Annotated in this window: 11 protein-coding genes; 5 read left to right on the top strand and 6 right to left on the bottom strand. The window is 63.1% G+C overall.

Annotated features, from left to right (window positions below):
* Positions 1-15: 15 nt before the first annotated feature.
* The 3 genes from J1G35_RS19965 to J1G35_RS19955 are packed head-to-tail and all read right to left on the bottom strand — an operon-like array spanning position 16 to position 4,207.
* On the bottom strand, positions 16-2,112 hold the full coding sequence (locus J1G35_RS19965; RefSeq protein ID WP_053137561.1) for an efflux RND transporter periplasmic adaptor subunit: 2,097 nt from the start codon (positions 2,110-2,112) through the stop codon (positions 16-18).
* The gene (locus J1G35_RS19960) at positions 2,112-3,434 is read right to left on the bottom strand and encodes an HlyD family efflux transporter periplasmic adaptor subunit (RefSeq protein ID WP_223015813.1); all 1,323 of its coding nucleotides are present in this window, start codon (positions 3,432-3,434) and stop codon (positions 2,112-2,114) included. The genes J1G35_RS19965 and J1G35_RS19960 overlap by 1 nt, the downstream gene beginning before the upstream one ends.
* On the bottom strand, positions 3,431-4,207 hold the full coding sequence (locus tag J1G35_RS19955) for an efflux RND transporter periplasmic adaptor subunit (protein ID WP_053137556.1): 777 nt from the start codon (positions 4,205-4,207) through the stop codon (positions 3,431-3,433). The genes J1G35_RS19960 and J1G35_RS19955 overlap by 4 nt, the downstream gene beginning before the upstream one ends.
* Before the next feature lie 162 nt (positions 4,208-4,369).
* Here J1G35_RS19955 and J1G35_RS19950 point away from each other — a divergent pair, with 162 nt between their 5' ends.
* From J1G35_RS19950 to J1G35_RS19930, 5 genes are all read left to right on the top strand, one after another.
* Positions 4,370-6,532, top strand: coding sequence for an outer membrane assembly lipoprotein YfiO (locus tag J1G35_RS19950; protein ID WP_223015812.1), 2,163 nt, complete (start codon positions 4,370-4,372; stop codon positions 6,530-6,532).
* Positions 6,529-7,233 (top strand): DUF3142 domain-containing protein, encoded by a 705-nt coding sequence (locus J1G35_RS19945; RefSeq protein ID WP_053137551.1) that lies wholly within the window; start codon positions 6,529-6,531, stop codon positions 7,231-7,233. Before J1G35_RS19950 ends, J1G35_RS19945 begins: the two co-directional genes overlap by 4 nt.
* Positions 7,234-7,303: 70 nt before the next feature.
* Positions 7,304-7,993, top strand: coding sequence for a hypothetical protein (locus tag J1G35_RS19940; RefSeq protein ID WP_223015811.1), 690 nt, complete (start codon positions 7,304-7,306; stop codon positions 7,991-7,993).
* Positions 7,994-8,010: 17 nt separating this feature from the next.
* Positions 8,011-8,694, top strand: a complete 684-nt coding sequence (locus tag J1G35_RS19935; protein WP_262417348.1) for a hypothetical protein — start codon at positions 8,011-8,013, stop codon at positions 8,692-8,694.
* Entirely contained in the window at positions 8,691-9,362 is a 672-nt protein-coding gene (locus J1G35_RS19930; protein ID WP_223015810.1) for a protein phosphatase 2C domain-containing protein, read from the top strand. Before J1G35_RS19935 ends, J1G35_RS19930 begins: the two co-directional genes overlap by 4 nt.
* Before the next feature lie 8 nt (positions 9,363-9,370).
* On the opposite strand, the gene J1G35_RS19925 is transcribed toward J1G35_RS19930, so the two are convergent.
* The 3 genes from J1G35_RS19925 to J1G35_RS19915 form a co-directional block, all read right to left on the bottom strand.
* Positions 9,371-11,821, bottom strand: a complete 2,451-nt coding sequence (locus tag J1G35_RS19925; RefSeq protein ID WP_223015809.1) for a TonB-dependent siderophore receptor — start codon at positions 11,819-11,821, stop codon at positions 9,371-9,373.
* Positions 11,822-11,913: 92 nt separating this feature from the next.
* Entirely contained in the window at positions 11,914-12,864 is a 951-nt protein-coding gene (locus J1G35_RS19920; RefSeq protein WP_223015808.1) for a FecR domain-containing protein, read from the bottom strand.
* Positions 12,861-13,370: a sigma-70 family RNA polymerase sigma factor gene (locus J1G35_RS19915; protein ID WP_053137533.1), complete on the bottom strand. Its 510-nt coding sequence runs from the start codon at positions 13,368-13,370 to the stop codon at positions 12,861-12,863. The genes J1G35_RS19920 and J1G35_RS19915 overlap by 4 nt, the downstream gene beginning before the upstream one ends.
* Positions 13,371-13,433: the final 63 nt, after the last annotated feature.

The raw sequence follows: 13,433 nt of genomic DNA, 5'->3' as shown, positions 1-13,433 counted from the left end.
GATCATCTCCTTGGATCAAAAACCACTTTCGCGTACACCCAACGCCGCCATGCGCCGCCAGGCTGCCCCCAGCAATGATTCACTGCGTCCCTGCAAAACCACCACACCGCGCAGTGGATGGGGGGGCGCCGGCGCGTCTTCGAGCAGTTTCAGGCGCGCGCCATACTGCGCCTGCACCGGCTCCGGTCGACGGCTCTCGTCACGGCGTACGGCAATCGGCCCGTGCTGGTCCGAGGTCAGGGCTTCCTGGTCGAGGACGGCAACGCCGTTGGCATCCACGTCCAGCAGTTCCACCGGCCACGCCGGGCGCATCGGGTCGTCGGCGATAAACCGCCCGCTGGCACCCGGCGCCACACGCCACAAATCCGCCTCGGCCAGGTAACCGCGCAGGCGTGTGCCGCCTTCGACGATGCGCGCCAGTGGGTCGCGGGTCGACACCCAGCGGCCGGCCACCAGTTGCGGCATCAGGTCACGCACCTGGCCAGCCTCGGGCGCGCGCAGCAGCAGTCGCTCACGCCGGGCCTGCAAGCCACGGTATTCGGCCACGGCTTCGGCCAGACGTTGCTCCAGAATGCCGACATCTGCCGCCGTTTCGCTGCGCCCGGCCTGGCGACGCATCTGCAATTGCAGGATGTCGATTTCGCGGCGCACGATCAGCAGCCGCGAATCAATGTCCGGCGACTCCAGCTCCACCAGCACCGCGCCCCGCTCCACGGTTTGGCCATCGACCACATTCACCTGCTTGACCCGCGCCGCCACCGGCGCATGCAACGCCGTGACCCGCGCCGCCTCAAGCATCGCCGGCACCTCAACGCTGCTGCGCCACGGCACCGCCACCAGCAGCAACAGCGCCAGCAGCCCCAGGCCCGTCATCAGCACACGCGGGGTATGCGCCTGCTCACGTCGGGTCCACCACTCACGACCTTCCTTGAGAATCGGCAGGACGATAAACCAACCCAACTCCACCAACATCAGGAAGATCCCCAGTAGCTTGAAGAACAAGTGGTACACCGCCAGCGCGATCCCGAAGAACAATGCGGCACGCCACAGCCATGACAAATAGCCCCACCACAACAGGCGCTGACGCATGGCGGGCGACCACGCCTCCGGAGCCGGTTCGCCGTAGCCGAACAAGGCCTCGCGCAGGCGCCAGCGACACAGGGCGAAGGCGCGTCCTTGCAGGTTGTCGACCCCCCACAGATCGCTGATCAGAAAATAACCATCAAAACGCATGAACGGGTTGAGATTGACCACCAGCGTGGTGATCCACGTCGCGCTGGCAAGCATGAATGCAGCGGTGCGCGCCGGCCCGTCCGGCAACAACGACCACGCCAGCAATGCGATGCAGGCCAGCAGCAATTCGGCCATCACCCCACCGGCACCGATCAGCAGCCGTGCCTTGCGGTCGTTGACCCGCCAGGCATCACTCACATCCGTGTAGAACAACGGCAGCAGCACCATGAACGCCACTCCCATGCTCTGCACCCGACACCCCGCGCGCTTGGCCATGAAGGCATGACCGAACTCATGGCACAGCTTGGCGAAGAACAACGCCATGCCAAACGCGATGGCGCCGCCAAGGCTGAACAGATGGGGAAAGGTCGCCAGGAACCGCTCCCAGTCACGGGACACCAGAAACACACCCAGCCCCAGGGTCGCCGGCAACCCGTAGCGCAACAGGCGCGGGCCAAACCTCTGCAGCCACGGCCAGGCACGATTGAGGAAGGCGTCCGGGCGCCACAATGGAATGCGGAAAAACAGGTATTGGTGCAGTGCCTTTTGCCACAGGCTCTGGCGTGATGCGGCGGACTTCAAGACGTAGCTGGCGCGCTGCTGCGGGTCCAGCGCGGCGATCAGGTCATGCGCGCGCAGGAACGCCAGCAACTCTTCGAGCTCCGTCTCGCCCAGCTTCAAGCCCGGCTCACGGTTGGCCGCGTGCAGCACTTGGGCCGCATCCCCCAGGGTCCAATGACGCAGCAGGCGCATGGCCTGGGCGCCCAACTTGAAGTAGCGGCCGCGCAGCGGGTCGGCCAGTGTCCAACGTGGCGAGCCGTCCAGGGCCGGGGCGGCGACGGTCAGCTGCAGGTCGGCGCGCAGGCTGGGCAACCCCATTACAGGCCCACGCTCTGGCGCAGCCCGGCCAGAGGGCGACGCAGCAGGTACAGGGCCAACGGCGCGCGCTGGCCAAACAGCTTGGCGGTACCGCGCAGACCGATGCGTGGGGGCGGTGATTCAGTAAAGGCCGCGTCGACCCGATAGGCCAACTGCCCGGACGGCGTCGGCTGCGCTTCATAGGCCACACGCTCGACTCGAGCGGCATAGCGTTGCAGCGGGTCACTGTCGAGAAACAGCGCCACCTCGGCGTCCGTCGCCAGGGCGATGGCGTCACCCACGGCCAACTCGATGCGCAACTCGGCCTGACCAGGGTCGGCGATATCCATCAGCCGCTCGCCGGTCTGGATCGGCTTGCCGGTCCAGCGCTCGGCATCGGCGAATACCGCGATACCGTCGCGCTCGGCGCGCACTTCGCTGCGCTTGAGCAACTGTTCGGCGTAGTTGCGTTCGGCGCGCTTTTGCTCGACGCGGGCGGCGAGCAAATCGATTTTCGAATTGGACTCGGCATCGGCGAACGCCCGTTGTGCGTTGGCCTTCAATTCGGCTTCTGCCACCCCCAGCGCCCGCTCGGCCACATCGGCCTGGGCCTTGAGGGTGGTGCTTTCAAAGCGCACCAGCAGATCGCCGCTTTTCACCGCTTGGTTGGGCTTGACCAGAAACTCGGCAATCACCCCATCCAGCGGTGCAGCGACCACCCGCCCGCCCAGCGGCACCACTTGCGCCGGTGCCAGCACCGACTGACGCACCGGAATCAACAGCCCCAGCAACACCGCCGCCGCCAGCAGTACCTGGCGCTTGCGGGTAAACCGCAGGCGCCATGGGCGTCGTGGCTGCAAGGCCAGCCAGGCGTGGCTGTAGGTATCGCCCAATTGCGCAAGCAACACCTGCTCCGGTGGGCTCCAGGGCGTATCGCGCGCCAGCCAGATGCCGCCGAACACCTCGCCGTGATGATCGAGCAATGGCAGCCAGAACACATGGGGCGCCGACAGGCTTTGCCAGTCCTCACGCACTGCGGTACCGAAAGCCTCCATCGGCAACACGGTCGCAGGTGCAGACCGCCCCTGCTTGAACACCTCGGCCACGGCATGCTCGACAAACGCCACAAACGGCGCATTCGGCTCGATCATGCTCACGCCGGTCACCGCACGCACTTTGCCGGCGATCAACAGGGCTGCATGGCGGAAGCCGAACAGCGCCTGCCCGTCGTTCACCAGGCTGTAGGCCAATTGATCGAGGGTGCGAGCGGCGCGAGCCAGGCGCTCAAGGTCAAGGAACTGGGCAAAGAAACGCTCGGCGCTACCCGTCATGGGCGCATTCACTTAGCTGCCTCGAAATGCGCGGTGCCGCTCATGCCTGCCAGCAAGCCATCGGCCTTGGGCAGGCTCGCGACCAGCAGCAGGGTCTGGCTGCCTTCATCAATACGCGCGCCGAGGCGTTTGACCGTGGCGATGAACGCCTGGCCGGTTTCGTCGGGGATGAAGCTGAAGGTCTGGCCGGGCTTGAGTTTGCCCATCCAGCGCGAGGGCACCAGCAGGTGGATTTCCAGGCTGCGGTTGTCGACGATTTCCAGCAGCGGCGCACCCGCGGAAACGCTTTCATAGCGCTGCACTTTGCGCTGCACCACCTGGCCGTCATACGGCGCCAGCACGCTGCAGCGCTTGACCTGCACCTGATAGACCTGGGACTGGGCCTGGGTTTCGGTGAGTTTGGCTTCGGCGCGGGCGACTTCGAAACGCCCGACGGAATTCAGCGCGGCCAATTGCTTGTTATGGGCCAACTCTTCACTGGCACCGCGGCTGGCCGCTGAAGCCGCATTGAGTTGGGCCTGGTAGGCCGAACAATCGAAACGCGCCAGGGTGTCACCCTTCTTGAAGGATTCGCCTTCGCTGAACGGTAAGTCGACGATGCGCCCGGATAATTCGCTGGCCAGCATCGCCTGGTCGCGGGCGCGTAATACACCACGGGCTTCGCTGTCGGTGCCGGCGGCGGTCGCCGTGGAGGGATGATCCAACAGCGGATCGTCGGCCATGGCCATGGTTGCCACACCCAACACACAGGAAAAACTTAAGATCCATTTACGTAGACGCGTCATGCGTGTGCTTCTCCCTGAAGATGACCGCAGTCTAGGGCAGCACGATTAAATTGCCACTATTCCCACCCGACAAATCAGCAATTTGTGTAGGGCTTCACCGAAGCCTGAGTAGGAACACGTTATGATTGGCGCCCTCCAAGGACCCAGGATCAAGGACACGTCATGCGCATCGGTTTTCTCTCCCCCGTGGCACTGGCCCTGCTGGCCGGTATTTCCCAGCACGCCCAGGCCAGTTCCGACGATTCGTGCTACCCCGATTGGCGTGTCTCGCGTGACAGCCTGGACCCTTGCAACAACGTGCCGTTCCTGAGCCCAGGCAATGACAGCCGGGCCAACCTGCGCCTGTTGCTGGCCGACAAAAAGGCCGCGCCGTTGGCGCCCAAGGCGTTGAGCGAAGATGACCTGGCCCAGGGGTTCGGCCCGGTGCCGTTCCCGGTGTATCGCCTGGCCGCTGCCTCCAGCGCCGAGACTGAGCCCGACTCGGACGATTCGCCTACCGCCGAACTCGACACCCTGCTGACGCCCCTGGGCATCAAGCGCGAGGCGTACAAAACCGCCGGCGAAGCGTTCCTCAATGGCGAAGGCAGCCGCTGCCGCAGCAACGACGATGACAGCGCCACGGCGTTTATCCGCCAAGTGGTCAAGGCCGACATGCAGGCGGCCGAGCGCGAGCTGCTGGCGAAGGCGCGGCTGCAACTGCTCACCACCTGCACCTGGGATGGCCCGGTGATCGCCGAGCCGCAGCAGATCCAGTCAGCCGACGGCCAACTGTTTCGCACCTACTTGCAAGCCGCCGCCGATTTCTACAGCGGCCGCTTCGCCGAGGCCGCACAGGGCTTTGCTGGCATCGGCAGCGCCCCATCGCCGTGGCTGAAGGAAACCGGGCTGTACATGACCGCCCGCACAGCGCTCAACCAGGCCCAGGCCGACACCTATGACGAAGACGGCGTACCGCACCTGGACCGTGTGGATAAGCCCGCATTGGCCACGGCCGAGCAGGGTTTCAACGCCTACCTGAAAACTTATCCACAGGGCGAATACGCGGCCTCGGCCCACGGCCTGCTGCGCCGGGTGTACTGGCTCGCCGACGACAACACCAAGCTCGCCGACGCGTTCGCCTGGGCACTGACGGCCACCGACGAGCAGCGCAACGTGTCTGAGGATGAGCTGGTAGAAGAAGCTGACCTCAAGCTGTTGATGGTCAACAGCGATACGGTCAAGACCCCGATGATCCAGCTCGTCAGCGACCTGATGGTGATGCGCGGCGGCAACCAGCCCGCCATCAGCCGCGCAGACCTTGAGAAGCAAAAGGCCGTGTTCGCCGGCGAGCCAGAGCTCTATGAGTACTTGCTGGCCGTGTGTGCGCTGTACATCGAGCATCAACCGGACGCCGCCTTGAAGCAGTTGCCGCAGAGCGTGCCGTCGAACCTCAACTACTTCGCCTTCAGCCAGCAGACCCTGCGCGCCCTGGCCCTGGAAGCCAAGCAAGACTGGAAAGGCGCCGAGGCCGTGTGGCTGCAACTGTTGCCACTGGCAAAACTGCCGCTGCAACGCGACCAGTTGGAGTTGGCACTGGCCATGAACTACGAGCGCAGCGGCCAGTTGGCCAAGGTATTCGCCGCCGATTCGCCGATCAGTGCCAAGCAGGTGCGCTACATCCTGCTGCGCAACGTTGCCGGGCCTGAACTGCTGCGCCAACAGATCGCCCAGGCCAGCGATCCGCTGGAACGCCAGACCGCGCAATTCGTGCTGCTCTACAAAGACTTGCTGCGCGGCCAGTTCGCCACCTTCGCCGAGGACCTCAAGCAACTGCCGCCCCAGGCCCCCGAGGACAAACTGGGCACCAGCCTGGGTTATGTCTACAGCGCCAGCCAGACGCTTAAGCTGTTCCAGTGGAACGGCGACAAGGCCGAATCCGGCTACGCCTGCCCGAGCATCGCGCAAACCGCAGCGACCTTGCAGACCGACGCGAAGAACCCCCAGGCCCTGAACTGCTTCGGCGAATTCATCCTGCGCAACGGCCTGGACGGCATGCCCCTGGAGCAGGCGCGCGCCGCTGGCAGCCTGGGCAGCACCGCATCGGACTTCAAGGGTGAAACCTTCTCGCGGCTCGACGGTTACAGGCAGGTGATCGGCAACGCCAAGGCGCCAAAAACCGACAAGGCCTACGCCCTGTTCCGCGCCATCAACTGCTACGCGCCGGCCGGCTACAACAGCTGCGGCGGCCAGGACGTCGAACCTGGCGTGCGCAAAGCCTGGTTCCGCCAACTGAAAAGTGGTTTCGCCGACACCCAGTGGGGCAAATCGCTGCAGTACTACTGGTGAAACACCTGTGGCTGGGCTTGCTGCTGCTGGCAAGCCCGGCATTCGGTGCCGTCGATGCCCGCGACTATGACGCCTTCTGGCTGTGGAGCGGCGTCACTCCGCAGCCGGTACTCAAGCAGGCCAAGACCCTGTACATCCTCCAGGGCCAGATCAACTCCACCCGCCGCGCGCCCCAGCGCGGTGTGCAACTGATCGCCCAAGGCATCAGCGTGCCGCGCCTCACCCGAGGCGACGTCTGGGTGGTCTACCGCGCCCACACCCTGCGCTGGCCCGAACAGGTCTACACCCAACTGCTCGGCCAGGTACAACGCTGGCGCGACGCAGGCAACCCGGTGGTCGGCATCCAGATCGACTTCGACGCCCGCACCCAATACCTGCACGAATACGCCGACTTCCTGCGCGACCTGCGCCAGCGCCTGCCCTTTGAGCTGCGCCTGAGCATCACCGGCCTGATGGACTGGAGCAGCAACGCCGACCCCACCGCCATCGCCCAGCTCAAGGGCGTGGTGGATGAGGTGGTGGTGCAGACCTATCAAGGGCGCCAGAGCATTCCGGATTACGCGGCGTATTTGCCACGGATGAACCGGATGGGGCTGCCGTTCAAGATCGGTTTGATTCAGGGTGGAGAGTGGGAGGAGCCGAGGTATTTGCAGGGGAGTGAGTGGTTTCGGGGGTATGTGGTGTTTTTGCAAAACCGTTGACATGAGTGTCAGCCCTGTGCCAGAAAGTGTCCTCTGTCCGCGGACAGAGGACACTCGCTTTTGGAGCCCCATGAAAAGTCAAGACATCGTCATTCTGTTCAAACTGATCAGCCTGGAACTACAGGCCAAAGGGGAGCGCGTAAAAAAACGCGTGTTTTCTGTGGAAAAAGAGAGCGCGAGCCTCGGGTTTCAAAACCTTCCGGATTACATTCAAAACTTCGAAACTGTTCAACTTTCGTCAATTGATGACTGGCGGGGCTGGGAGGGAGTAGACGAAGACTTTGAAGTACACAGCTCACAAACCTATTCTGTGAGAGCGCTGTCCTCAACGTTGGGCCTAAGCAAAACAGAGGTTTCCTCATCCCTGAATCGTTGCAGGGAAATTGGCTTGATCTATACGAGCCACACCGACGGAATTCCTCTGGTAAGAAGCAAGGCACTGCTTGATTTGGTCACGTACGGCATCCGCTATATTTTCCCGGTTAAACCAGGCCCTATCGTTCGCGGTATTCCGACAGCCTTCGCCGCGCCAGTCTTGGCGGGAAAAGTGATGAGCGGCGGCGACCTCATTCCCGTCTGGCCGGACGCATACGGAAAAAGCAAAGGCCAGGAAATCACACCGTTGTATAAAACCGTTCCTGGCGCCGTGAAGAAAGATGAGCTTCTTTATCATTTCCTGGCCCTGGTTGACGCCATCCGCATCGGGGGCCCTCGCGAAGCCAAAGTGGCCGATGCCATGCTGCGGGAGTGGATCCTGTGACGTCCAACAGAACAATGATGCTGCAAATGCTTGAAGAGGTTGCTGAGGCGTTGGGCGAAGAGTTGCGCACGCAAGTCGCCTTCGTCGGCGGTTGCACCACCGTTCTGCTTATCACCGATGAATACACCCTGGAATCGATTCGCGGCACGGATGATGTTGATTTGGTCATTCATCTGACCGGCACCCCTGACTGGTATCGGTTGGAAGAAAACCTGAAACCCAGGGGCTTCAAAAATACTGGCCAGGACTCCGTCACCTGTCGCTTACGGCTCGGCGCCTTGAAAGTCGATTTCATGCCGACAGATGAAAAGGTATTGGGCTTTTCCAATACCTGGTTTGTCGGCGGGCTGGAAAACGCCGTCGATTACGTACTCCCCAACGGCACCTCTATCAAGGTGTTTGCCGCGCCGTGGTTCCTCGCAGCAAAACTTCAGGCTTATCAGGGTCGCGGTCGTGGCGATGTGCTGATGTCCAACGACATAGAAGACATCATCGCGCTATTGGACGGCAGGGAAGAACTCATTGAAGAGGTGAAGTGTGCACCCATCGACCTGCGGCAGTTCGTGAGCGAACAATTCACCGCATTATTGTCGTTATCCGCGTTTCACGACGTGATCCAAAGCACCGCTCAAAATCAAGATCGTGAGGCGTTGATTTACGGACGCCTGAAGGCATTGATTAAGCTGGGAGTGGCCGCTTGATCCTGCACGCGAGCCTCAGTCGCAAAGGAACTCATAGAACAGAAAATCGCGATGCCAGCGGTTCCACACAGAACTGCGGCGCGTACCTCTACGTGATTGCCGACGGCACCTCAAAACCAGGCAGCGGGCAATTAGCGAGAGCCTTGAGCAACCATCTGCTTGAGTGCTTTTCCGGCGCGCAACCTTCTGTCGTGTCTTGTCCCGATCAAGCCCTGAAACAGGTACTGACTTCACTGGACGAAGTGCACTCGAATGTATGCCCAGACTTTCCATTTGCCTCCACCAGCTATCTCGTAATGCTGGTGGTTGGCCAAACGGCCCTCTCCATTCACGCCGGTGACTGCTGTCTGGGTTACCTGGAGACAGACCAAAGCATGAACTGGCTGAGCCCACCTCATTGCGGCCCCAACTGGAAAGGTGATCTGAGCCATTCATTCATCGCCAGCAGCCCCGCGCGCAAAACGCTGCTCAACTGCATGAGCCACCGACGGGCCCATGAGCCTCATATTCAATCCATGCGAATCACCCAAGGTACAACATGGATCTTGGCGACCGATGGGTTCTGGGCCGAACTCTCGACCCAGAACCAACTCAAGGCCATCGCAAAGCAGACCCTTGATGGAGCCTCAACGGAGGATGACGCCACGTTCATGCTATTGCGGACGTAGAAACACAGTCACCAGTCATAGGTCAGGCTGGACACCACCGTGCGCCCTTCGCCGTAGTAGCAATCCAGGTCGCTGGTGCACTGCGAGACATAGGTCTTGTTGGTGAGGTTCTGCACGTTCATCGCCAGTTTCACGCCTTTGAGCTTGAGCGGCGAGGTGCCCAGGTCGTAGCTCAGGCTGGCGTCGTAGACGCTGTACGACGGCACGCTGAACGCGCCTTCGTAATAGTCGCCCAGGCTTTGGCGCGCGTAGCGCACGCCCAGGCCGGCACCGAGGCCGGCGAGCGGAGTGTCTCCCAGTACGGTGTAGTTGACCCACATCGACGCCGTCAGCGGCGAGATGCCAGCGGGGTGGCGGCCTTGGCGACCTTCTTCGTCCTTGGTGTACTTGATGTCGTTGCGCGCGGCCGAGGCGATGATCTCCCAGGCGTCGCTGAGGGCGGCCTTGGCTTCCAGCTCTACGCCGCGGGAACGCATGGCGCCGCTCTGGGTGCTGAAGGTGTCGTTGGGGTTGGTGGTGATCACGTTTTCCTGGTCGAGCTGGTAGACCGCGACCTGCACGAAACTCTTCTGGCCCGGCGGCTGGTACTTCATACCCACTTCATATTGCTTGCCGGTGGAAGGGTCGAACGGTTTGCGCTGGGCGTCGGTGCCGGTCAGCGGCAGGAACGATTCGGAATAGCTGACAAAAGGCGCCAGGCCGTTATCGAACAGGTACACCAGGCCGGCGCGGCCGGTGAAGGCTTCGTCCTTGCTGGCAAAGCGGGTGCCTTGCAGCGGCTCCTTGTTCACCACGCTGGCCCAGTCATAACGCCCACCGAGCACCAGGGCCCACTTATCCAGTTTGATCTGGTCCTGCACATACAGGCCGGTCTGGCTCAGGGTCCGGTCCCAGCGGTACGGTTGGCCGAAATTCAGGCGCTGGCCGTAGACCGGCTTGAACAGGTCGATTACCGGCGGGTTGCGGTCATACAGGCCATGAAACAGCGAGCCGGAGTGGTAGTAATCCAGGCCGACGATCACCGTATGGGACAACGCACCGGTGTCGAATTCGGCCTGGGCGATGCTGTCCACGCCAAACACTTTGTTGTTCTGCGCCCAGTCCACCCCGAAGCGTTGCAGGTAGCGTTGGTCCTGCACACCGGTGGCCGGGTTGGCGACGAAGCGGTAGCCGTGCAGCGGTGCGGTGTAGCGGTCGTCCACCTCGGCGTAGCGCGCGTTCTGCTTGAGGGTCCAGGTGTCGTTGAGGCGATGGGAAATCTCGTAGCCCAGCACGTACTGCTCGCGGTTGTACTGGTTGACGCCGGGCTCGCCGATAAACACATCGCGCTTGATCTTGCCGTTGGGGTTGGCCCACAAGGTGCCGGACGCCGGCAACCCTTGGGCCTCGGGCACGCCCTTGTCCTTCTGGTATTGGGCGAACAGCGTCACACGGGTGTCGTCGTTGGGGCGCCAGGTGAGGCTGGGGGCGATGAACTGGCGTTTGTTCTCGACGTAGTTGATCTCGTCCTGTCCGTCGTTGGCCAGGCCGGTAAGGCGGTAGAGGAATTGCCCCTGCTCATCCAGCGGGCCGCTGAGGTCGATGGCCGCACTCTTGTGCTCGTAGGTGCCGGCTTCCAGCACCACTTGGTGCACCGGGGTTTCGCTGGGGCGCTTGCTGACCATATTGACGATACCGCCCGGCTGGTTCTGCCCGTACAGCACCGAGGCCGGGCCCTTAAGCACTTCGATGCGCTCCAGGGAGTAGGGCTCGATCTGCAGCGCTCCACCCGTGCTGCCGCCGCCGTAGGGCAGGTGCAAACCGTCAAGGTACAAGGGCGTGGGGGTGAAGCCGCGCGAGGTGGGTTCGTCGAACAACTTGACCCGGTCGGCAAAGCCACCGGCGGTCATGCCTGGGGTGTAGAGCAACGCCTGGGTGACACTTTGGGCGCCACGCGCCTTGATCTCGGCGGCGGTGATCACGTTGATGGTCTGGGGGATTTCCACGAGCGCCGAATCGGTCTTGCTGCCGGACGCACTGCGCGTGGCGACAAGGCCGTCCACCGGGCCCCAGGCGCTTTCCTCGGCCTGCTGGGCGCTGATCTGCGTCGCGCCGAGCTGCAACGGTCCGGCGGATGGCATCGCCTGCAACGACCAACCGCCCTGGGCCTGCACCGCCAGCAGGCCGCTGCCCGCCAGCAGCCGCTCCAGGCCGGACCCGACGCCATAACTTCCCTGCAGGCCTGGGGTGCGCTTGCCTTGGGTAAGGGAGGCATCGACCGACAACAAGATGCCCGACGCACTCGCGAACTGGTTCAAGGCCTGATCGAGGCTACCCGCCGGGATGTTGTACGCGCGCAGTGCTTCGGTGCGTTCTTCGGCATGCACCTGGGTCGGCAGCAGCGGCACCGTCGCCAGCAGGCTGACAAACAGGCCACGGCGCAAGGCGCGGGCCAAGGGTTGGATTGGGTGGTGCGGCATTGCAGGACTCCCCGTGAGAACGCTTCTTGATTGGCTTTCAAGAGGTATCCCGAACGGAGCGCGCAAACCGACAAGACTCGGCAAAAATATTTTCAGACTCGCGCCTTGATCGTCACCCAGTAACGCGTCACTGCCCGCACCTGCACCGGCAATGAACGCTCCAGTGCCGCCAGGATTGCGTCGGTATCGTTCAGCGGAAACACGCCGGTCAGCAGCAGGCCGGCCACCGCCGGATCACAGCGCAACAGCCCCGGGCGGTAGCGACTCAGCCGCGCCACAAACTCACCCAGTGGCTGGCGCTCGGCGATCAGGCGATGCTCGGTCCAACTGCTGGCATTGGCGTCCGTCGCCGGGAGCGCCGAGCTGTGGCGCTGGTCGAACCACAGGCTGTCGCCGGCATTCATCTGCACCGCCGGGCCATGCACCGGGGTGACCCGCACGCGGCCTTCATACAGGTCGACGCGGCTGCCGTCGGGCAGTTCGCGCACGGCAAAGCGGGTGCCCAGCGCCTGCACATCACCGGCCGCCGTTTCGACGATCAAAGGACGCATCGGGTCGTGGCCGCTGGTCAACAGGATCTCACCACGGATCAGGCGAATGCGCCGCTCGCTGGCGCTGAAACGCAGGTCCACTGCACTGTCGCTGTTGAGGTCCAGGCGCGTGCCGTCGCTGAGGGTCACGTGGCGAATCTCACCCGTGGTGGTGCGGTAGTCGGCAAAGGCTGCCTGCCAGGGTTCGCTGCGCTGCACCAGGTAGCCGCTGCCGCCCGCCACCAGCAGTAGGCCGAGCAGTTTCAACGCGGCGCGGCGCTGGGTGTCCGGAGTGTCGCGCAACACTGCACGGGCGCTGTCGATGGGCACGCTGCCAAGGGTTTGTTGCAGGTGCTGCAGACGTTGCCAGGCGCGACGGTGTTCCGGATCCGCCGCCTGCCATTGCGCAAACGCCTGGTGTTGCTCGCCTTGCAGCTCGCCGCTCCAGTGCAGCATCAGCCATTCGCTGGCTTGCTCGACAATGGCCGGGGCGATGGGGGCGTCAGGCCTCATTCTGCGTACGCCACTTGGTAGCAGGCGACGATGGCGCGGGTCATGTACTTCTGCACCGAACTGACGGTAACGCCCAGGTGCTCGGCGATCTGCGCGTAGCTCAGGCCTTCGAACTGCGAGAGCAGGAACGCGCGGCGTACGTTGTCGGGCATGCGGTCGAGCATGGCGTCGATCTGCATCAGGGTTTCGAGGATCAGCACGCGGGTCTCCAGGGACGGCGACTCGGGCTCGGGCAGGTGCGCAATGCTTTCCAGGTAAGCCCGCTCGATACGCAGGCGTCGCCATTGGTCGATCACCAGGTTGCGCGCGATCTGCACCAGGTAGCTGCGGCTTTCCTTGTCACCGGGGTAACGACCGGACACCAGCAGGCGCAGGAACGTGTCCTGCGCCACGTCGGCGGCGTGCTCACGGTCGCCCAGGCGTTTGCGCAACCAGCCTTGCAGCCAGCCGTGATGGTCGCGGTACAGGAGGTGAAGCTGTTGCTGGCCGTCAGTCGCGGTGTCCATGAAAAGCTCAGATACACTATTGAGAGCAATTATCATTACACCTTGTTTGACGGCTGGCAAAAC

This window comes from Pseudomonas sp. SH10-3B, from assembly GCF_019891415.1.
Lineage (GTDB): Bacteria > Pseudomonadota > Gammaproteobacteria > Pseudomonadales > Pseudomonadaceae > Aquipseudomonas.
This window is presented reverse-complemented; position numbering and strand designations above follow the sequence as displayed.